We start from the raw sequence: 18,900 nt of genomic DNA on the forward strand, positions 1-18,900 counted from the left end.
ATGAAACGAAAAAAATTACTAAGCTTGGGAGTCGTGCTATACAGTCTTTGTATTGTCTGTTTTTGTTTTACTCCCCAGCCAAAACTTCCGATAGGAGTGGAAACTCCAGGTATTCAAACTATTGGACGCCTGGTTTTTCTTTTGACGCCTTTTAACTCCTTTTGGAAATTGGGTGAAGTGACTAGCCTTCTGCAGCTATTCTGGATATTTTTGCAAAATGCCTTAAATATCCTCTTGCTCTTCCCACTGATTTTCCAGCTTCTCTATCTTATACCTGCTCTAAGAAAAACGAAGAAAGTGATTTTGTTTAGCTTTTTATTGAGCTTGAGCATAGAGTGTACGCAACTAATTTTAGATTTTTTCTTTGATTTTAACAGGGTATTTGAGATTGATGATTTATGGACCAATACTTTGGGTGGCTACCTGGCTTGGGTCCTTTATAAACTACTACATAGAAACAAGATAAGGAATTATAATGAGTATCTTAGAAGTTAAGAATTTGAGTCACGGTTTTGGAGACCGTGCGATTTTTGAAGACGTGTCTTTCCGTCTCCTCAAGGGTGAACACATCGGCTTAGTCGGTGCCAATGGTGAGGGGAAATCAACCTTTATGAGCATCGTGACTGGTAAAATGCTACCGGACGAAGGTAAGGTGGAATGGTCTAAATATGTGACAGCAGGTTACCTGGACCAGCATGCTGTGCTCAAAGAAGGTCAAACCGTACGTGATGTTCTTCGTACTGCCTTTGACGAATTATTCAAAGCCGAAGCTCGCATCAATGACCTTTACATGGAAATGGCAGAAGAAGGTGCAGATATCGAAGCTCTGATGGACGAAGTTGGAGAACTCCAAGATCGTTTAGAGAGTCGTGATTTCTATACATTGGATGCTAAGATTGACGAAGTCGCGCGTGCTCTTGGTGTCATGGATTATGGTATGGATACGGACGTAACCGCCTTGTCAGGTGGACAAAGAACCAAGGTTCTCTTAGCCAAACTCCTTCTTGAAAAGCCAGATATCTTGCTTTTGGATGAGCCAACCAACTATCTAGATGCGGAGCATATTGACTGGCTCAAGCGCTATCTCCAAAACTATGAGAATGCCTTTGTTCTTATTTCGCATGATATTCCTTTCCTAAATGATGTGATCAATATCGTCTATCATGTAGAAAATCAACAGTTGACACGCTACTCTGGCGATTACTACCAGTTCCAAGAAGTCTATGCTATGAAGAAATCTCAACTGGAGGCAGCCTATGAGCGTCAACAGAAAGAAATTGCGGACCTCAAGGATTTCGTAGCCCGTAACAAAGCTCGTGTCGCAACTCGAAACATGGCTATGTCTCGCCAGAAGAAATTGGACAAGATGGACATTATCGAGCTTCAAAGTGAGAAACCAAAGCCGTCCTTTGATTTTAAACCAGCTCGTACACCTGGTCGCTTTATTTTCCAAGCCAAGGATTTACAGATTGGTTATGACCGTCCGCTTACCAAACCTTTAAATCTCACCTTTGAACGCAATCAAAAGGTTGCCATCATTGGTGCCAACGGTATTGGTAAAACAACTCTTTTGAAAAGTCTCTTAGGAATTATTCCACCAATTGCTGGGGAGGTTGAACGTGGGGACTATCTAGAACTCGGCTACTTTGAACAGGAAGTGGAGGGTGGCAATCGCCAAACACCATTAGAAGCTGTTTGGAATGCCTTTCCGGCCCTCAATCAAGCAGAAGTTCGTGCAGCCCTTGCCCGCTGTGGTTTGACAACGAAGCATATCGAAAGCCAAATTCAAGTCTTATCAGGTGGGGAACAAGCCAAGGTTCGTTTCTGTCTCTTGATGAATCGTGAGAACAATGTCCTTGTTCTAGACGAGCCTACCAACCACTTGGATGTGGATGCCAAGGACGAACTCAAACGTGCTCTAAAAGAGTATAAGGGCTCTATACTTATGGTTTGCCACGAACCAGACTTCTATGAAGGTTGGATGGATCAAATCTGGGATTTCAATGAGCTAACATAAAAGTCATAAAAAAGCCAAGTCTCATCGGCTTGGCTTTTTTTACGTGGGTTGCAGCAAATAGTAGAAGTCGTATTTCTTCCGCTCTGTTTCTGTATCAAAAATAACTAATTGGTTTGATTTCCTTCGATTACGTTCTCCTCAAAGTGTCCCACACCACCTTCAACAACAAATGGGCAAGTAACTTTCTTTTTTATTCCATTTTCATCATAAGAACAAGTGATGTGATAGATTCCATCGGAAAATGAATTTTTTGGTAAAGATAAGATTTTTTCCTTAAAGGCGTCCACAGGACTAGCATTTTCTGCCTTTATATTCGAAAGGTCACAATCAATATCGAGAGTAAGACCCTTGTTTTTCATGAGATCATTTGTTGTAATATTATAAAAGCCGGCTGCGTCAGAATCTCCTTTTTCCCGATTGCTGACAGCCTGCGCCATAATTGCCACATAGTAGTTTTCTATTGGATATTTTCTAAATTCAAAACTAGAAGCAATTTTTCCTGGTGTATCAAAAAGCTTATTTATTTTGTCAGCAGTAGCATTTTTGATACTATCTTCTTCTTGTTGGAAATTCGGCCTTTCTTGGTTTACATCTAGCAAGAAACTGAATTCGTCTTGTTTGACAGTAGTAAATAGTGCCTTTTCTTTGTCGTTAAGAAGTGTTTCAAGATCTGTTCCTGAAAGAAGAAAGAAATTTGATAAATGTTCTCCATCCTTTCCATGAATTTTTGCAGTAGTAGTTTCTTTTAAAATAGTTCCATCTGATAAATTTTCTGTATATGTTAGCTTGTAGGCTGTTCCATAAAATGCTTCAATCTCTCTGTGTTTATCAACTAACTCAACCTTTCCCTTAAGCCCAAGAGATTGGAATTCCTCAGCAAAATTGGGAGTAGAGTATGTATTGGCTGGCGAAGAGGGAGAGAAAGAGGCTGTGAGCAGTGCTATGCTAGTAAGAAAAATTACCGTAGCCCCAAAGATAAAACCAAGTATAGCTAAAATATCTTTTCCCTGACCTAGCTTTATTATCTGATAAATACCGATAAGGAGAACGATAGAGTACACAATACTAGCGCTAACTAGTAGTGGATAATTATCAATGTAATTAAGTGGAGCCCCCTTAAAACCTACTATTTGCAGGAAAGCTCCAATTGTAGCTAATACTAACTGTATAGTAGAAGTCTTTTGAATCAAGTCATTGTCTTTGAAGGCAGATTTTAATTTTGAGATGTCTCGAAATATAAAAATATTTCCAACTACAATTGCCACATATGATAAGAAAAATACTGGCCACAAGATTATTAAAGCAAGTCCTGCAGAGTCATAAACAATCGAATATACAACATTAAAGACTAAATATGTTGGCAATAGTAAACCAAGCCGGAATAGGTTGATTTTATAGGGTTTCATAGGAAAATCTCCTCGTTACTATTGACTAAATTATATCATATTTGAAACAAAAAAGAGAGCGTTTACATAAAAGTGTAAATAAAAAAGATAGAGAATGACCTATCTTTTTAGTAGTTGAGATATTGTTCAATCTCAGATTTTTGGATTTCTTTGCCATAATGACAAATCGGGCAAGAAACGAAATAAGTTTTTCCATAAGGAAAGAGAGGAATCCAGTAAAGAGTAAACTTACGTCCGTATTCCGTAATTTCCCAAGTACCAACATTGTTACAATGGTCACATTCGATAGCAGTTTGTGTATGTCCCAACACTTTTTGGTAACCTTTTGACCCCCAAAATAGAATCATTTTTATACTCCTTATAGTTAATGGTGTTATTGTTTACTGAAATCGTAGTCTTTAACAATTTCGATACTGTCGATGGTAATAGCAGTAGTTGGTTTATCTTTTTCGTCTTTTTCAGCCTTGGCAATTTTATCTACTACATCCATCCCATCAATCACTTGACCAAAGACTGGGTGTTTCCCATCGAGAGTAGGATTTCCACCTTCTTTGTAGGCTTGGATAATTTTCTTAGGATAGCTATTTGTAGGAAGTTTAGCTGAATAGTCTGTTGTACTTTGGTTGATGAAGAACTGGCTACCATTTGAGTTTGGTTGACCAGTATTGGCCATAGATAGAGCACCGCGGATATTATAGAGGTATGGAGAGATTTCGTTTTTAAAACCTGTTCCCTTGTCTTTTGTTTGATCCTTACCGTGCCAGATAGATTCACCACCTGTACCATCACCTTTCGGATCTCCTGTTTGTATCATAAATCCATCAATTACACGGTGGAAAGTCACACCATTGTAGTAACCTTCTTTAGCATGAGTCAAGAAGTTTTCTACCGCAAGAGGGGCTAGCTTTGGAAAAAGTTTGATACGAATATCACCCAGACTTGTGTGAATGATAGCTTCAGCTTCGTCTTCAGCTACTTCCCTAGAAAGTTGAGGGAAGTTAGCATTTTCATTGGTTAAAGCGTCTTTGAAATCTTTTTCTGCTTGAGTAGCGGTTTTAGAACTTTCTTCAGTAGCAATTTTAGAATCTACGTAATCATCACCACGAAGAACACGTTGGATGCTTGTACATCCACCAAGGGCAAAGGTAGATATGAGTAGTAGTGTAGCTAATTTTTTCATGTTAATCCTCTCAAAAATCATTTTTACCATTGTACCCTAAAAGGAGGTGGATTTCAAATATTCAATTAAGAATATTTATCTAACACATGCAACTTTATAGCTTTACTTACACCATTTTGTTCATTAGAGTCAGTAACTGCTTTTGCACAAGTTTTGACATCTCTAGGAGCATTCCCCATTGCTATACCTAGCCCTGCGGTTTCAATCATGGGAATATCATTATAATTATCTCCAATGGTCATAATTTCATTAAGTGATAGTTGATAATACTTGGCTAATTCTAACAGAGCTTGTTTTTTGGATACTTGATTATGTGTGACTTCAAGATAGTTATCTTTAGAGAGATAGAAGTCGGTTTGAGGGAAATCTATTGAGGATAAGTTTTTTTGAAGTTTCTGTATGGTATCCGTATTATCTATCAGCAAAAGTTTATGAACAAGAGTTTTCTCGTCTCTTATAAAATCTGCTAAAGATGTAACTTTTGGACTTTCTCCAGTAATAGTTGCTTCGATTTCTACCCATTCATCAATAGTATTCACAAGCCAATCTTTTCCAGAATAAACATTTATAGAAACTGTCGGGAATTCTTTTTTCAAAAAGTCATGAAGTAAGAGCAATTCGCTTTTATCAATAGAATGCTGACTTAGGATTTTATCTCCTAAACTGATGAGTGCTCCATTATAGCAGGCAATAGGAAAGTCGGTGATGCCAAGTTCTTTAGAAATTGGCGCTATACCGAGAGGAGACCTAGCAGAAGCTAAAACAAAAGGAATATCACGTTGTTTTAAAAGCGGCATCAGTTCTATCAAATAAGAATCTAATTGGTGATTTTTATCCAAAATAGTGCCGTCAATATCACTCATAATTAATTTAATTCTTGACATATTTTGCTCCTTTTTAAAATAGTATTGTTGTTCTACCATCTAAAGATTCTTGTATTTCTACATCAGGCTCTTTATCTGTAATCCAGTAATCAAAATCAGCTAGTTCAGAAAGTATAAAATGAGAGTGTTTGTTTATCTTTCCTGTTTCAGCTAGCAAAACACGAATAGCACTTGTTTTAAATGCTCTTTTTTTCATGAGAACATCTTCTTGATCCTCAAAGCTAACTTGTCCGTCTGAAAGACTAGCAGCACCAAAAAATGCTACATCAAATCTAATTCCCTTTAAAGTGTTGGATTCTTCTAATGAATAATAAAAACGATTCTGTCTATGAAATTTTCCACCGAGAATATGAAAATCGACATTTTCATTATTTCCTAAGATAATTGCGTTATCTAATGAATGACTGAAAATAGTAACTTTTTTATCTATAATTTTTGCTAACTCAAGTATAGTGGTTGAAACATCAAAGAATATCAGTTGTGAATCGGAAATGAGTTCATTGGCTAAGTGAGCGATTTTTTCTTTTTCTTTATTAGATTTAGCTGCTCGTCCTTGAAAATCAAGAATGATTTGTTTTTTTATTGGCAACAAACCTCCGTGAGTTCGTTGCGCTCGCTTTTCCTTTGCAAGAATGGAAAAATCTCTCCGGATAGTATCCTTGGATACTTGGAAATAGTCAATCATTTCTCTTGCCGATAGACTTCCTCTATCTTCTAAAAGTTTTATGATTTCTTCTAATCTTTGTGCTTGGTACATAGGAATTCCTCCTTTTTTTAATACTATACTCTTTTTGTAAGTATTTGTCAATAATTGTAATGATTTGTAAGTGTTTTAAAAAATTACAAAAAAATCAACCAGTATTGGTTGATTAAAGATTCTTTTTAGGATGGCGGTCAATGATTGCCTGATGGTCTTTGAGCGCTTGTTCCCCTTTAGGGGTCAGTTTATAGCCACGGATGGAGAAACACTGGGATAATTCTTCTTCTGAAAAATGGTCATGAAATGCTTGATTCAAGTCGGCAGCCTTCATCTTAGAAAGTCCGGCAACCCCCTTCTTTTTAAGGATATTCTTTTTTGTAGTGGCATTTAGATGGTCAAGCGAGTCAAAGGCGGTTTCGATAGTAGCATATCCTTTTTCAACAAGCGTATCTAAATGTTTTGGGATATCAATGCCATAAGAATTACTATATTTTAAAAGAGAACATTTTCAAAGGATTTTTCTTTTGGCTCAATTTCTAATTAATCATTGAACTTAATGCTAGGTCTCGAAAAGAATTATGCTTCCTCTTTCTGTCTGAGTTCAAAGAGGTCTTCTACTTTCAAATCAAAAACTTGAGCAATTTTAAGAGCCATTTCCAGTGAAGGATTGTAACGGTTATTTTCCAAGTGCAGAATTGTCTCGCGTCGCATGCCGATGAGGTCGGCTAACTCCTGCTGGGTCATGCCTGTGGACTCACGAACAGATTTGAGATTAGTAATAATATTGCTTTCTTTGGCCATACTTATCCTCTCCGTTCCAAGATAAGATAGACAACCGCAAAGATGCAAATCAAGGCAGCTATGCTAAAAAATATCTGTCCCATGTAAAGAGTGAGAGACCCCATATACCCAATGATAACTGTTAGGATCATCAGTGCGCCTAGTATAAAAACAAACATCAAGCTAGCTGCCTTGGCTAAATTAGCATAAAAGCGTTCGTCCGGAGTTTCCTTGACATTTTTCAAACAGAAAAAAGCAAATACAATCACTTCAATAACGAGGCCAATTCCCAAAATCCATTCTTTAATACCAGAACTTTCGCTTGGGGTTGCAACCCAAATTCCTAATGTATAAAAAATACTTGCTGCAAACAAAAGTATCGTGTAAAGCTTAGCAGACAAGTCAAAAATAATCTTTCCCTTACCTTTCTGACTTTTATGAGGCCATAGTTTCATATGTAGCCAGCTCCAAATAGCTACAATTTGACATTGCACTGAAATACCAGTAATAACTAACTTGGGTCCCCAACTAAGATTAGAACCAAATAAAACAATAAAATCAATAAAGAGAGCTACGGCAATCATTGCAATGAGGCCACGCATTTTTTGACTTTTTTTCATGATAGACTCCTTTTTTGTGTTATAAATATATAACACTTAAATTTATGTTATAAATATATCACATTTAAATTTGGAAAGCAAGAATTTATATGCCAAGGTGGCAATTATTTGGAAAAATTTTTTAATTAAAGACCTCGCTAGTCAAACAACTAAAGAATTCTTTGAAGCAATGCATCGGATCTGGTTTGGATAGTTTCGTTAATAATATTTGATGATAAAGAATTTTTGGAAAATCTAGATACTGTATGAATCTCTACTTTTTTTCTTAGACTGTTATAAAGTCTGTCAGAATAAGCTTTGTAGGTGTAGAAGTTAATTTTCTCTTTCTAATTTATCCCTATTAGTCTAAAAAATTTAAAAATTTTAAACTCTGTCAAGTTTTTTTCTTGACACCTCTCAGAAATCTGCTATAATAGAACATGTGCTAAATAGCTTAGCTATTTCACCGAACTAAAAAATAAAAGAAAAGAGATATTAAAAATGGCAGTTAAAATCCGTTTGACTCGTATGGGTTCTAAGAAAAAACCTTTCTACCGTATTAACGTAGCAGATTCACGTTCACCACGTGACGGACGTTTCATCGAAACAGTTGGAACTTACAACCCACTTGTTGAAGAAAACCAGGTAACTTTGAAAGAAGACCGTATTCTTGCATGGTTGGCTGATGGAGCTCAACCTTCAGATACAGTTCGCAACATCCTTTCAAAAGAAGGCGTATTGAAGAAATTCCACGATTCTAAATTCTCAAAATAAGTTTAAAGTAGGTTGACAGATGGATACAATTGAAAATCTCATTATTGCAATTGTGAAACCTTTGATTTCACAACCAGATGCCTTAACTATCAAGATTGAAGATACACCAGAATTTTTGGAGTATCATTTGGATCTTGACCAAAGCGATGTGGGTCGTGTAATCGGTCGTAAGGGTCGCACTATTTCTGCGATAAGAACGATTGTCTACTCTGTCCCAACTGAAGACAAAAAAGTAAGAATCGTTATTGACGAAAAATAAGAAAAGCGGGACATGGTCTCGCTTTTTTTGCAAGGAGAAGGAATGAGAGATTTAACAGTTAGACAACTAGAGGAATACTTACTTGACCATTATCAACAATCTAGGACAGAAGAAGGACTCTTTATAAAACTAGTTGAAGAAGTTGGAGAAGTCGCTGAGGTTTTAAATGGACGTTCCGGTAGAAAAGAGGGTGTCCAAGATTCAAACGAGGAATTGGCAAAGGAGTTGGCAGATATCATTCACTATACAGTGGCAATTGCAGCTATCAACGATATTGACCTAACGAAGACCATTTTTGAAAAAGACAAAAAGGCATCCATCAAGTATCAGCATGTACAAGATTTGGAAAGCTTTTTAGATAAAAAACTTCCATAGTTCTCCTTTTCTCCAACTTGTGAAAATCCCTGTAACATGATAAAATAAAGGGAGAAACAGATACAGGAGATCAAATGAACTATTTTAACGTTGGGAAAATTGTCAATACTCAGGGCTTGCAGGGTGAGATGCGAGTCTTGTCAGTGACAGATTTTACTGAAGAACGCTTTAAAAAAGGGGCAGAACTTGCCTTATTTGATGAAAAAGATCAATTTGTGCGAACAGTGGTTATCGCTAGCCATCGTAAGCACAAAAACTTCGATATCATTAAGTTCAAGGATATGTACCATATCAATGACATTGAAAAATACAAGGGTTACAGTCTAAAGGTTGCTGAGGAGAATCTCAATGAACTTGATGATGGTGAGTTTTACTACCACGAGATTATCGGTTTAGAAGTCTATGAGGGAGATAACTTGATTGGAACCATCAAGGAAATCCTTCAGCCAGGTGCCAATGATGTCTGGGTGGTCAAACGTAAAGGCAAACGTGACCTGCTCTTACCCTATATTCCGCCTGTTGTCCTTAATATAGATATTCCTAATAACCGTGTGGATGTTGAACTCTTGGAAGGGTTAGACGATGAAGATTGATATTTTAACCCTTTTTCCAGAAATGTTCACACCCTTAGAACATTCCATCGTTGGAAAGGCTCGAGAAAAAGGACTCTTAGATATCCACTACCATAATTTTCGTGAATATGCAGAGAAGGCGCGTCATGTAGATGATGAACCCTATGGTGGTGGTCAAGGAATGTTGCTCCGAGCACAACCCATCTTTGATGCCTTTGATGCCATTGAAAAAAAGAATCCGCGCGTGATTCTATTGGATCCAGCCGGTAAGCAGTTTGACCAGGCTTATGCGGAAGATTTAGCGCAAGAAGAAGAACTGATCTTCATCTGTGGTCACTACGAGGGTTATGATGAACGGATTAAGACTCTGGTGACGGATGAGATCTCGTTAGGAGATTATGTCTTGACTGGTGGAGAACTAGCAGCAATGACTATGATTGATGCGACGGTTCGCTTGATTCCAGAAGTTATCGGAAAGGAAGCAAGTCACCAGGATGATAGCTTTTCATCAGGACTCTTGGAATATCCTCAGTACACAAGACCTTACGATTTTCGTGGTATGTTAGTTCCGGATGTGCTTATGAGTGGACACCATGAAAATATCCGTCAATGGCGACTCTATGAGAGCCTTAGGAAGACCTACCAACGTAGACCTGATTTGCTGGAAGAGTATGAATTGACAGCAGAAGAAGAGAAAATGTTAGCAGAAATTAAAGAAAATAACAATTAAAAGGAGAAAACTATGCAAGTAATTAAACGTGATGGACAAGTCGCTGATTTTGATCCAGATAAAATCTACCAAGCTATCCTCAAGGCAGCTCAAACAGTCTATGTATTGACGGACGATTTGCGCCAAAATCTAGCTCAAGTTACTAAAAAGGTTGTTTTGGATTTGGAAGAAGCAAAAGTAGAACGTGCAACTATCAGTATGATCCAATCAATGGTTGAGCACCGCTTACTAGGTGCAGGATATATCACTATTGCAGAACACTATATCTCTTACCGTTTGCAACGTGATTTGGAGAGAAGTGGTTATGGCGACCACATCGCTGTTCACCTTCATTTTGAACAAATTCGCTAAGATAAAAAGAGTGAGATGATAGAAGCATCTCACTCTTTCTTAAATCTTCTTTTTTGGGCCGTTTGGATAGTAGAAGGAACGAAAGTTACTCTTCGAATATCCGACACTCGAATAATACGGCTGACGTTTTTGGCGAAATTTTTAACGATAATTTGTTGGCGGTCAGTATCATACTTGATAATATCGCCTGTAAAACTTGACTCAGCAAAAATGATGTGTACAGCTGTTCTTTTAGCTAAGGCTTCTTCAAGTCTAGCAATTAGGGGATCGCTTTTTTCAGGAATGGAATCTTCATGTCCATTGACAAAATCATGGACTTTTTGCAAAGCCTGTTTTAATAAATCTTTCATTCCGGCCTCCCTTCTTTACATCATTATATAAAAATTTTATGAAATCTACAAGATTTTTCGAATAATCAATTGAGAACAAAAAGGAGAAAAACATGGCAGAATTTACATTTGAAATTGAAGAACACTTGCTTACTCTATCTGAAAATGAAAAAGGATGGACCAAAGAAATCAATCGTGTCAGCTTTAATGGTGCGCCAGCGAAGTTTGACATTCGTAGCTGGAGTCCTGACCACGCCAAGATGGGGAAAGGAATTACCCTCTCAAATGAAGAATTTCAAATCATGGTGGATGCTTTTAAGAATCAATAAACTTTCATCTAAGATTAATTAAAAAGAGGCTAGGGAAATTCCCGGCCTCTTTTATTTGCTTGAAAAATAAGCTTGTGTACGAAGACGTTGGAGTAGTGGTCGGCTGATGAAGCTAATGGCTACAATTTTGGCAAGATCAGGTATGATAAAGGGAATAACACCGACAGCGAGTGCCTTATCAAAAGGCATTCCAGCTAAGAAGTGGAGACTGAGAATACCACCGACAAAAACAAGTGAATCTCCCAAGAGATTTGCAAAGAAAATACGTAGGACACCACTATTGGTGTGAATGAGATAGGAAGCAAGCCCTGCATAGACAAGGTCGAACCAAAGATAACCAGCGCTTGGTCCAACTAAAACATGAAATCCAGCTCCACCGTTAGCAAAGACCGGTAGGCCAATAGCCCCAAGTAAGAGATAAATTCCGACAGAGAGAACAGCTTCTCTAGGTCTAAAAACAGTAGCGATGAGTCCGATAGCAAAGTTTTGCAGAGTGAAAGGAACTGGACCAATCGGCATACTGATTTGGGCCAATACAGCAATCAGTGCAGCCCCGATAGCTGGGATAGCGTAAATGTGTGCTTTTTTCAAAATAGTTAACCTCTTATATAAATTATAGTAACTATTATACTGAATGAGATATAAATGTCAACCTATTTTAAAATAAAAGGTTACAAAATTGTAACAGCCGATTTAAACAAAAAAGAGACCAAGGGGTCTCTCTTTTCTTTTAACGCATGGTCACAAATTCTTCTGATCCAGTTGGGTGGATAGCGACAGTAGCATCAAAGTCTGCTTTTGTAGCTCCCATCTTGATAGCAACTGCGAAACCTTGAATCATTTCATCGACACCATAGCCGATACCATGAAGTCCAACTACCTTTTCGTCTGCACCAGCTGTAACGAGCTTGAAGCGAGCTTCTTGACGGTGACTAGTAACGGCAGAATACATAGATGCAAATTTTGAAGTATAGACTTTGACGTTTTCTTGACCGTACTCTTTGATTGCTTCTTCCTCAGTCAGACCGACTGTTCCGATTGCTGGGTGTGAAAAGACTACAGTTGGAATAGTAGTGTAGTCCATTTTGGCATTGGTTTTACCGTTGAAAAGTCTCTCGGATAGGGTACGACCAGCCTTGATTGCTACAGGCGTTAGTTCCTTTTCACCTGTAACATCTCCAAGTGCGTAGATACCTTCAACGACTGTGTTCTGGTATTCATCAACCTGGATAAAGCCACGTTCATTGAGGGTAACACCAGCTTTTTCGAGTTGAAGTCCTTCAACGTTTGGACGGCGACCAGTTGCCCAGATAACTTGACTGGCAGTATGAGTGCTGCCATCTTCGAAATGAATGGTAATACCTTGTTCAGTTTCTTCAAGTTTAGCAGGAACCTTATGGGTGTGGAGGTTTAATCCAGTATTTTCCATTTCTTGAACTAGACTCTCAACGATATAGCTATCAAATCCACGTAGTGGACGTTCACGACGTACAAAAAGGTCAGTCTTTACTCCAAGTGTATGGAGTACACCAGCTAGTTCGACGGCAATGTAACCAGCACCTAGAATAGCTACCGATTCAGGTAACTCTTCCCAGGCGAAGACATCATCTGAGCTACCACCTAGTTCAGCACCAGGAATAGCAGGGATATGAGGATGAGCTCCAGTCGCAATCACAATATGCTTAGCGCTGATCAATTCGCCATTAACACTGACAGTATGAGCATCAACGAACTCAGCACGTCCTTCAATTAAATCAACTCCGTTACGCTTAAAGCTTCCATCGTAAGACGAGCGAGCACGGTCAATGTAGGCTTCGCGATTCTTACGAAGTGTTGCAAAATTAAATTCGTTATTAGTGCTTGTGAAACCATAGTCAGGTCCATATTTGTGGATACTCTCTGCAATTTGTGCTCCATACCACATGATTTTCTTAGGAACGCAGCCGAGGTTGACACAAGTTCCACCTAATTTCTTTTCCTCAATAACTGCCGCCTTAGCACCATGTTCACCAGCACGATTCATGGTAGCAATTCCCCCGCTACCTCCTCCGATGGCGATAATATCATATTCTCTCATAAGAAAGCTCCTTTATTTGTTTTCTAGTCATATTCTATCTTTTTTTGGAAGTCAATGCAAAAATCTGCTACGCTTAAATTTCTTAAGAAAATACTTGCAAAAATAAAAAAGAAGTTGTATTATATAACTAACACAACAATAAAAGATTCGGCAATTATTTTTGGATAGTCGGAAAGCAATTGTCCATTTTTAGGACTTGTGCTATAATCTTAATATATGTTTATAAAAGAGGTATGAAAATGAAAAAGAAGTCAAAAGCTAAAAAATGGCCCTTATTTACAGCTATAGGAGTTACGTCAGTTCTTGTAGTAGGAGCAGCTGCTGTTCTTCTATTGAGACAACCAAATCAAGCTGCAACACAAGACGAAACTGCAAAAATCGTTCTTGCCAAAGAGGGGTCAGTGGCTTCATCGGTTCTCTTATCTGGTACCGTAACAGCTCAAAATGAACAATATGTTTATTATGATGCTAGTAAAGGTGACTTGGATGAGGTTTCGGTCTCTGTCGGAGATAAGGTAAGTGAAGGCCAAGCTCTTGTTAAGTATAGTAGTACTGAAGCTCAGGCTGCCTATGATGCTGCCAGTCGTGCAGTTGCGAAAGCTGACCGTCATATCAATGAATTGAATGAGGCTCGAAATACCGCCGCAGCAACACCTGTGCTCCCTCAAGCTGGGATTGAAGGCGCTACGGACCAAACCCAAGCACAATCTTCTACATCAGCTACAGCTTCTATCGATTCACAAATCAGTGATGCGCGTGATGTTCGTGCAGATGCAGCGGCACAACTTGAAAAAGCTCAAGCACAGTTGGATGCTGCTACAGTTTTGAGTACAGTAGAAGGTACAGTTGTCGAAGTCAACCGCAATGTTTCAAAATCTCCAACAGGAAATAGCCAAGTATTGGTACATATCGTTAGTAACGACAACTTGCAGGTCAAGGGAGAACTTTCTGAGTACAACCTTGCTAATCTATCTGTAGGCCAAGAAGTTACCTTTACTTCAAAAGTTTACCCAGATAAAACTTGGAATGGTAAGATTAGCTATATTTCAAATTATCCAAAGAACAGTAGTGAAGCAAGCAGTAGCTTAGCTGGTTCAAACACAGGTTCTAAATATCCATATACGGTCGATGTAACTAGTGAAATTGGTGATCTGAAACAAGGTTTTACTGTCAGTGTCGAAGTCAAAAGCATGAGTAAAGCATTGCTTGTACCGATTACTAGCATTGTGATGGAAGAAGATAAAAACTATGTTTGGATTCTTGATGAAAATCAAAAGGCCAAAAAAGTTGAAGTTGGATTGGGCAATGCAGATGCAGAAAACCAAGAAATTACATCTGGTCTGACAGATGGAGCAAAAGTCATCAGTAATCCGACAGCTTCCTTGCAAGAAGGAAAAGAGGTGAAGACTGATGAAGCAACTAATTAGCCTCAAAAATATCTGCCGTAGCTATCGAAATGGTGATCAAGAACTTCAAGTCCTTAAAGACATTAACCTAGAAGTCCATGAGGGAGAATTTGTGGCTATTATGGGACCATCTGGTTCTGGTAAGTCTACCCTCATGAATACAATTGGTATGTTAGATACACCTACAAGTGGTCAGTATTTTCTAGACGGAAAAGAAGTAGCTGGTTTGGGTGAAAAACAATTAGCCAAGGTTCGAAATCAAGAAATCGGCTTCGTCTTTCAACAATTCTTTCTCTTGTCCAAAATGAATGCTCTACAAAATGTAGAACTTCCCTTGATTTATGCAGGAGTTTCAGCTTCTAAACGTCGCAAACTAGCAGAAGAATATCTGGAAAAGGTTGAACTGACCGAGCGTAGCCATCACTTACCTTCGGAATTATCAGGTGGTCAGAAGCAAAGGGTTGCCATAGCGCGTGCTCTCGTTAACAATCCTTCTATCATCTTAGCTGATGAACCAACAGGAGCTCTGGATACCAAAACGGGTAATCAGATCATGCAACTCTTAGTTGAATTAAACAAAGAAGGAAAAACCATCATTATGGTAACGCATGAGCCTGAAATTGCCGCCTATGCGAAGCGTCAAATCGTCATCCGCGATGGTGTCATTTCATCTGACAGTGGTATCGAAGAAAAGGAGGAAAACTAAGATGCAGAATCTGAAATTTGCCTTTTCTTCAATCATGGCCCACAAGATGCGTTCCTTCCTGACCATGATTGGTATTATCATCGGTGTTTCCTCAGTTGTCGTGATCATGGCCTTGGGCGATTCCATGTCTCGTCAGGTCAATAAAAACATGACCAAGTCTCAGAAAGACATTCATGTCTTTTTCTCACCTAAAAAGAGTAAGGACGGTTCCTTTACCCAAAAACAATCTGCCCTGACCTTGTCTGGCGGACAAGAAGAAGATATTGTTGAACCACCAAAACCTCAAGAAGCTTGGGTCAAGGAAGCTGCTAAGCTCAAGGGTGTGGACAGCTACTATGTAACCAACTCATCCAATGTGACCTTGACTTATAAGGATAAAAAGGTTGAACGTGCGAGCTTGACAGGTGGAAACATCACCTATATGGATGCGGTTGAAAACAAAATCGTTGCAGGCCGTAGTTTAAGAACACAAGATTATAAGGATTTCGCTAGTGTTATCATTTTAGATGAAGAACTTGCTAATAGCCTTTTTGGTTCAGCACAAGAAGCTCTCAACCAAATTGTTGAAGTAAATGAAATCAGTTATCGTGTTATTGGTGTTTATGCAAGTAAGGAAGCTAAGGCTGCAAAAACCTTTGGGATTGGAGGACTACCAATCACGACCAATATTTCTCTTGCGGCCAATTTTAACACCGACGAAATTTCTGATATTGTGTTTCGTGTTAACGATACGACCCTGACTCAGACTTTGGGTCCAGAATTGGCTAGAAGAATGACAGAGATTGCAGGTCTTCAACAAGGGGAATATCAAGTTGCAGATGCGTCTGCTGCCTTCCAAGAAATTCAACAACTCTTTGCCTTCATAACAACGATTATTAGTGCTATTGCGGGGATTTCCCTTTTTGTCGGTGGTACTGGTGTTATGAACATTATGCTTGTTTCAGTGACAGAGCGTACTCGTGAGATTGGTCTACGTAAAGCGCTAGGAGCAACACGTGGGAATATTCTGGTTCAATTTTTGATTGAATCTATGATTTTGACCATGTTAGGTGGCTTCATCGGTCTTCTGTTCGCTGCAGGAGTGACGATGCTTGCAGGGGCTCTACTTCAAAACATGATTGCAGGAATCGAAGTTGGCGTATCCATTCCAATCGCTCTCTTTAGTTTAGCGGTATCAGCTGGTATCGGAATGATATTTGGTGTTTTACCAGCCAATAAGGCTTCTAAGCTTGATCCGATTGAAGCCCTTCGTTATGAATAAGATAAACAAGATAGACATTTGTCTGTCTTGTTTTTGTATGGATTTCTTTATCGAAAATCACTAAAAATGTGGTATAATGAAGTGTTAGAAAAACAGGTTTCATTAGCCTGGAAAGGAAATATTATGTCTGAAAAGAATTTTTATATTACAACACCGATTTACTATCCATCTGGTAAACTTCATATCGGTTCTGCCTATACAACCATCGCCTGTGATGTCCTAGCTCGCTACAAACGCCTCATGGGCTACGATGTTTTTTATCTGACTGGTCTGGATGAGCATGGTCAGAAAATCCAACAGAAAGCTGAAGAAGCTGGTATCACACCTCAAGCCTATGTTGACGGTATGGCAGTTGGTGTTAAAGAACTCTGGCAATTACTCGATATCTCATACGATAAATTTATCCGTACAACAGATGACTACCATGAAAAAGTAGTAGCTCAAGTCTTTGAACGTTTGCTTGCTCAAGATGATATCTACTTGGGTGAATACTCTGGTTGGTATTCAGTTTCAGATGAGGAATTCTTTACAGAAAGCCAGCTTGCAGAAGTTTTCCGTGATGAAGCTGGAAATGTAACCGGCGGTATTGCTCCATCAGGTCACGAGGTGGAATGGGTTTCAGAAGAGTCTTATTTCCTTCGCCTCAGCAAATACCAAGACCGCTTGGTCGAATTTTTCAAATCACATCCTGACTTCATCACTCCAGATGGACGTCTCAATGAAATGTTGAAAAACTTTATTGAGCCTGGTTTGGAAGACTTGGCGGTTTCTCGTACAACCTTTACCTGGGGTGTACCAGTCCCATCAAATCCGAAACACGTTGTCTATGTGTGGATTGATGCTCTTCTTAACTATGCGACAGCTCTTGGTTACGGTCAAGATGAACATGGCAACTTTGACAAGTTCTGGAACGGAACAGTCTTCCATATGGTTGGGAAAGACATCCTTCGTTTCCACTCAATCTACTGGCCAATCCTTCTTATGATGTTGGATATCAAATTGCCTGACCGCTTGATTGCCCACGGTTGGTTTGTCATGAAAGACGGTAAGATGTCCAAGTCTAAAGGGAATGTCGTTTATCCTGAAATGTTAGTAGAGCGTTATGGTCTTGATCCACTTCGTTACTACCTCATGCGTAGCCTTCCAGTCGGTTCAGACGGAACCTTCACTCCAGAGGATTATGTAGGTCGTATCAACTATGAATTGGCAAATGACCTCGGAAACCTCCTCAACCGTACGGTTTCTATGATTAACAAGTACTTTGATGGACAAATCCCTGCCTATGTAGAAGGTGTAACAGACTTTGATAATGCACTTGCTGACGTTGCAGAACAATCAATCGCTGACTACCATACCTACATGGAAGCAGTTGACTATCCACGTGCGCTTGAAGCAGTCTGGACTCTTATCTCACGTACGAATAAATACATCGATGAGACAGCTCCTTGGGTCTTGGCTAAAGATGAAGCTCTTCGTGACCAATTGGCAAGTGTTATGAGCCATTTGGCAGCCAGCCTTCGTGTCGTAGCTCACATGATTGAACCATTTATGATGGAAACCAGTCGTGCAGTCTTGACTCAACTTGGTCTCGCAGAAGTTTCTAGTCTTGAAAACTTAAGTTTAGCTGATTTCCCTGCAGGTGTCACTGTAGTTGCTAAAGGAACACCAATCTTCCCACGTCTCGATATGGAAGAAGAAATCGCCTATATCAAGGAACAAATGGAAGGCAACAAGCCAGCTGTTGAAAAAGAATGGAATCCTGATGAAGTTGAACTCAAACTAAACAAGGAAGAAATCAAGTTTGAAGACTTTGATAAGGTTGAAATCCGTGTTGCTGAAGTCAAAGAAGTTTCTAAAGTAGAAGGTTCTGATAAGTTACTTCAATTCCGCTTGGATGCTGGAGATGGTGAAGATCGTCAAATCCTTTCTGGTATTGCAAAATATTATCCAAACGAACAAGAATTGGTCGGCAAGAAAGTACAAATCGTTGCCAACCTCAAACCACGTAAGATGATGAAAAAATATGTCAGCCAAGGGATGATTCTCTCAGCTGAACATGATGGCAAATTAACCCTTCTCACAGTTGATCCAGCTGTACCAAACGGAAGTGTGATTGGCTAAGATTTAAAAGGACCAGTTTGAGCTGGTTCTTTTCTTTTGTATGA

At 39.0% G+C, this 18,900-nt stretch carries 24 protein-coding genes; 13 read left to right on the plus strand and 11 right to left on the minus strand.

What is annotated here, in order from left to right:
- Window positions 1-495, plus strand: a complete 495-nt coding sequence (locus tag QM382_RS01110; RefSeq protein ID WP_254729706.1) for a VanZ family protein — start codon at window positions 1-3, stop codon at window positions 493-495.
- Window positions 476-2,017, plus strand: coding sequence for an ABC-F family ATP-binding cassette domain-containing protein (locus QM382_RS01115; RefSeq protein WP_414272158.1), 1,542 nt, complete (start codon window positions 476-478; stop codon window positions 2,015-2,017). Before QM382_RS01110 ends, QM382_RS01115 begins: the two co-directional genes overlap by 20 nt.
- 104 nt (window positions 2,018-2,121) lie before the next feature.
- Here the strand turns inward: QM382_RS01115 and QM382_RS01120 are convergent, their stop codons facing one another.
- From QM382_RS01120 to QM382_RS01155, 8 genes are all read right to left on the minus strand, one after another.
- A complete protein-coding gene (locus QM382_RS01120) occupies window positions 2,122-3,423 on the minus strand; it encodes a hypothetical protein (RefSeq protein ID WP_414272159.1) in 1,302 nt (433 codons plus the stop codon).
- Window positions 3,424-3,530: 107 nt separating this feature from the next.
- Window positions 3,531-3,770 carry a zinc-ribbon domain-containing protein gene (locus QM382_RS01125; RefSeq protein ID WP_414272160.1) on the minus strand — a complete coding sequence of 80 codons (240 nt, stop codon included), beginning with the start codon at window positions 3,768-3,770 and terminating at the stop codon, window positions 3,531-3,533.
- Between the two features lie 26 nt (window positions 3,771-3,796).
- Window positions 3,797-4,603, minus strand: a complete 807-nt coding sequence (locus tag QM382_RS01130; protein WP_414272161.1) for a peptidylprolyl isomerase — start codon at window positions 4,601-4,603, stop codon at window positions 3,797-3,799.
- A 65-nt stretch (window positions 4,604-4,668) separates the two neighbouring features.
- Window positions 4,669-5,487 (minus strand): HAD family hydrolase, encoded by an 819-nt coding sequence (locus QM382_RS01135; RefSeq protein ID WP_414272454.1) that lies wholly within the window; start codon window positions 5,485-5,487, stop codon window positions 4,669-4,671.
- A 13-nt stretch (window positions 5,488-5,500) separates the two neighbouring features.
- A complete protein-coding gene (locus QM382_RS01140; protein WP_414272162.1) occupies window positions 5,501-6,244 on the minus strand; it encodes a DeoR/GlpR family DNA-binding transcription regulator in 744 nt (247 codons plus the stop codon).
- Window positions 6,245-6,356: 112 nt separating this feature from the next.
- A complete protein-coding gene (locus QM382_RS01145) occupies window positions 6,357-6,503 on the minus strand; it encodes a hypothetical protein (protein ID WP_229026676.1) in 147 nt (48 codons plus the stop codon).
- A gap of 260 nt (window positions 6,504-6,763) precedes the next feature.
- Window positions 6,764-6,988: a helix-turn-helix transcriptional regulator gene (locus QM382_RS01150; protein WP_373113829.1), complete on the minus strand. Its 225-nt coding sequence runs from the start codon at window positions 6,986-6,988 to the stop codon at window positions 6,764-6,766.
- 2 nt (window positions 6,989-6,990) lie between these two features.
- Window positions 6,991-7,587 carry a DUF3796 domain-containing protein gene (locus tag QM382_RS01155; RefSeq protein WP_414272163.1) on the minus strand — a complete coding sequence of 199 codons (597 nt, stop codon included), beginning with the start codon at window positions 7,585-7,587 and terminating at the stop codon, window positions 6,991-6,993.
- A gap of 480 nt (window positions 7,588-8,067) precedes the next feature.
- On the opposite strand from QM382_RS01155, the gene rpsP reads away from it, so the two are divergent.
- The 6 genes from rpsP (at window position 8,068) to QM382_RS01185 (ending at window position 10,627) form a co-directional block, all read left to right on the plus strand.
- Window positions 8,068-8,340 (plus strand): 30S ribosomal protein S16, encoded by a 273-nt coding sequence (gene rpsP / locus QM382_RS01160; RefSeq protein ID WP_004253064.1) that lies wholly within the window; start codon window positions 8,068-8,070, stop codon window positions 8,338-8,340.
- A 19-nt stretch (window positions 8,341-8,359) separates the two neighbouring features.
- Window positions 8,360-8,599 (plus strand): RNA-binding protein KphA, encoded by a 240-nt coding sequence (kphA, locus tag QM382_RS01165; RefSeq protein ID WP_000379617.1) that lies wholly within the window; start codon window positions 8,360-8,362, stop codon window positions 8,597-8,599.
- A 42-nt stretch (window positions 8,600-8,641) separates the two neighbouring features.
- Entirely contained in the window at window positions 8,642-8,974 is a 333-nt protein-coding gene (locus QM382_RS01170; protein WP_414272164.1) for a MazG nucleotide pyrophosphohydrolase domain-containing protein, read from the plus strand.
- Window positions 8,975-9,048: 74 nt separating this feature from the next.
- Window positions 9,049-9,567 carry a ribosome maturation factor RimM gene (rimM, locus tag QM382_RS01175; RefSeq protein ID WP_070888711.1) on the plus strand — a complete coding sequence of 173 codons (519 nt, stop codon included), beginning with the start codon at window positions 9,049-9,051 and terminating at the stop codon, window positions 9,565-9,567.
- Window positions 9,557-10,276: a tRNA (guanosine(37)-N1)-methyltransferase TrmD gene (gene trmD / locus QM382_RS01180; RefSeq protein ID WP_414272165.1), complete on the plus strand. Its 720-nt coding sequence runs from the start codon at window positions 9,557-9,559 to the stop codon at window positions 10,274-10,276. The genes rimM and trmD overlap by 11 nt, the downstream gene beginning before the upstream one ends.
- 12 nt (window positions 10,277-10,288) lie before the next feature.
- Window positions 10,289-10,627 (plus strand): ATP cone domain-containing protein, encoded by a 339-nt coding sequence (locus tag QM382_RS01185; RefSeq protein ID WP_004253071.1) that lies wholly within the window; start codon window positions 10,289-10,291, stop codon window positions 10,625-10,627.
- 29 nt (window positions 10,628-10,656) lie between these two features.
- Here the strand turns inward: QM382_RS01185 and QM382_RS01190 are convergent, their stop codons facing one another.
- Window positions 10,657-10,977 (minus strand): hypothetical protein, encoded by a 321-nt coding sequence (locus QM382_RS01190; RefSeq protein ID WP_414272166.1) that lies wholly within the window; start codon window positions 10,975-10,977, stop codon window positions 10,657-10,659.
- 92 nt (window positions 10,978-11,069) lie between these two features.
- On the opposite strand from QM382_RS01190, the gene QM382_RS01195 reads away from it, so the two are divergent.
- Window positions 11,070-11,285 carry a YdbC family protein gene (locus tag QM382_RS01195; RefSeq protein WP_414272167.1) on the plus strand — a complete coding sequence of 72 codons (216 nt, stop codon included), beginning with the start codon at window positions 11,070-11,072 and terminating at the stop codon, window positions 11,283-11,285.
- Between the two features lie 51 nt (window positions 11,286-11,336).
- Here QM382_RS01195 and QM382_RS01200 read toward each other — a convergent pair whose 3' ends face one another.
- The gene (locus tag QM382_RS01200) at window positions 11,337-11,876 is read right to left on the minus strand and encodes a biotin transporter BioY (RefSeq protein ID WP_247921387.1); all 540 of its coding nucleotides are present in this window, start codon (window positions 11,874-11,876) and stop codon (window positions 11,337-11,339) included.
- A 139-nt stretch (window positions 11,877-12,015) separates the two neighbouring features.
- Window positions 12,016-13,362 carry a glutathione-disulfide reductase gene (gor, locus tag QM382_RS01205; protein ID WP_414272168.1) on the minus strand — a complete coding sequence of 449 codons (1,347 nt, stop codon included), beginning with the start codon at window positions 13,360-13,362 and terminating at the stop codon, window positions 12,016-12,018.
- A gap of 239 nt (window positions 13,363-13,601) precedes the next feature.
- On the opposite strand from gor, the gene QM382_RS01210 reads away from it, so the two are divergent.
- The 4 genes from QM382_RS01210 (at window position 13,602) to metG (ending at window position 18,856) form a co-directional block, all read left to right on the plus strand.
- On the plus strand, window positions 13,602-14,789 hold the full coding sequence (locus QM382_RS01210) for an efflux RND transporter periplasmic adaptor subunit (RefSeq protein WP_414272169.1): 1,188 nt from the start codon (window positions 13,602-13,604) through the stop codon (window positions 14,787-14,789).
- The gene (locus QM382_RS01215) at window positions 14,773-15,474 is read left to right on the plus strand and encodes an ABC transporter ATP-binding protein (protein WP_225750181.1); all 702 of its coding nucleotides are present in this window, start codon (window positions 14,773-14,775) and stop codon (window positions 15,472-15,474) included. Before QM382_RS01210 ends, QM382_RS01215 begins: the two co-directional genes overlap by 17 nt.
- 1 nt (window position 15,475) lies before the next feature.
- Entirely contained in the window at window positions 15,476-16,735 is a 1,260-nt protein-coding gene (locus QM382_RS01220; RefSeq protein WP_414272170.1) for an ABC transporter permease, read from the plus strand.
- Between the two features lie 123 nt (window positions 16,736-16,858).
- Complete coding sequence (gene metG, locus QM382_RS01225) at window positions 16,859-18,856, plus strand: methionine--tRNA ligase (protein ID WP_414272171.1); 1,998 nt, start codon at window positions 16,859-16,861, stop codon at window positions 18,854-18,856.
- The last annotated feature ends 44 nt before the right edge of the window (window positions 18,857-18,900 follow it).

It is taken from the genome of Streptococcus infantis (genome assembly GCF_047465185.1).
Taxonomy (GTDB): domain Bacteria; phylum Bacillota; class Bacilli; order Lactobacillales; family Streptococcaceae; genus Streptococcus; species Streptococcus infantis_O.

Excerpts from the sequence above, each read along its gene's own strand:
- QM382_RS01215 (WP_225750181.1), top strand. The coding sequence starts at position 14,773 with ATGAAGCAACTAATTAGCCTCAAAAATATCTGCCGTAGCTATCGAAAT.
- QM382_RS01150 (WP_373113829.1), bottom strand. The coding sequence starts at position 6,988 with ATGGCCAAAGAAAGCAATATTATTACTAATCTCAAATCTGTTCGTGAG.
- QM382_RS01130 (WP_414272161.1), bottom strand. The coding sequence starts at position 4,603 with ATGAAAAAATTAGCTACACTACTACTCATATCTACCTTTGCCCTTGGT.
- QM382_RS01210 (WP_414272169.1), top strand. The coding sequence starts at position 13,602 with ATGAAAAAGAAGTCAAAAGCTAAAAAATGGCCCTTATTTACAGCTATA.
- QM382_RS01135 (WP_414272454.1), bottom strand. The coding sequence starts at position 5,487 with ATGTCAAGAATTAAATTAATTATGAGTGATATTGACGGCACTATTTTG.
- metG (WP_414272171.1), top strand. The coding sequence starts at position 16,859 with ATGTCTGAAAAGAATTTTTATATTACAACACCGATTTACTATCCATCT.
- QM382_RS01125 (WP_414272160.1), bottom strand. The coding sequence starts at position 3,770 with ATGATTCTATTTTGGGGGTCAAAAGGTTACCAAAAAGTGTTGGGACAT.
- QM382_RS01115 (WP_414272158.1), top strand. The coding sequence starts at position 476 with ATGAGTATCTTAGAAGTTAAGAATTTGAGTCACGGTTTTGGAGACCGT.
- QM382_RS01195 (WP_414272167.1), top strand. The coding sequence starts at position 11,070 with ATGGCAGAATTTACATTTGAAATTGAAGAACACTTGCTTACTCTATCT.
- QM382_RS01155 (WP_414272163.1), bottom strand. The coding sequence starts at position 7,587 with ATGAAAAAAAGTCAAAAAATGCGTGGCCTCATTGCAATGATTGCCGTA.
- rpsP (WP_004253064.1), top strand. The coding sequence starts at position 8,068 with ATGGCAGTTAAAATCCGTTTGACTCGTATGGGTTCTAAGAAAAAACCT.
- kphA (WP_000379617.1), top strand. The coding sequence starts at position 8,360 with ATGGATACAATTGAAAATCTCATTATTGCAATTGTGAAACCTTTGATT.
- QM382_RS01120 (WP_414272159.1), bottom strand. The coding sequence starts at position 3,423 with ATGAAACCCTATAAAATCAACCTATTCCGGCTTGGTTTACTATTGCCA.
- QM382_RS01220 (WP_414272170.1), top strand. The coding sequence starts at position 15,476 with ATGCAGAATCTGAAATTTGCCTTTTCTTCAATCATGGCCCACAAGATG.
- QM382_RS01140 (WP_414272162.1), bottom strand. The coding sequence starts at position 6,244 with ATGTACCAAGCACAAAGATTAGAAGAAATCATAAAACTTTTAGAAGAT.
- QM382_RS01110 (WP_254729706.1), top strand. The coding sequence starts at position 1 with ATGAAACGAAAAAAATTACTAAGCTTGGGAGTCGTGCTATACAGTCTT.
- QM382_RS01190 (WP_414272166.1), bottom strand. The coding sequence starts at position 10,977 with ATGAAAGATTTATTAAAACAGGCTTTGCAAAAAGTCCATGATTTTGTC.
- trmD (WP_414272165.1), top strand. The coding sequence starts at position 9,557 with ATGAAGATTGATATTTTAACCCTTTTTCCAGAAATGTTCACACCCTTA.
- QM382_RS01170 (WP_414272164.1), top strand. The coding sequence starts at position 8,642 with ATGAGAGATTTAACAGTTAGACAACTAGAGGAATACTTACTTGACCAT.
- QM382_RS01185 (WP_004253071.1), top strand. The coding sequence starts at position 10,289 with ATGCAAGTAATTAAACGTGATGGACAAGTCGCTGATTTTGATCCAGAT.
- gor (WP_414272168.1), bottom strand. The coding sequence starts at position 13,362 with ATGAGAGAATATGATATTATCGCCATCGGAGGAGGTAGCGGGGGAATT.
- rimM (WP_070888711.1), top strand. The coding sequence starts at position 9,049 with ATGAACTATTTTAACGTTGGGAAAATTGTCAATACTCAGGGCTTGCAG.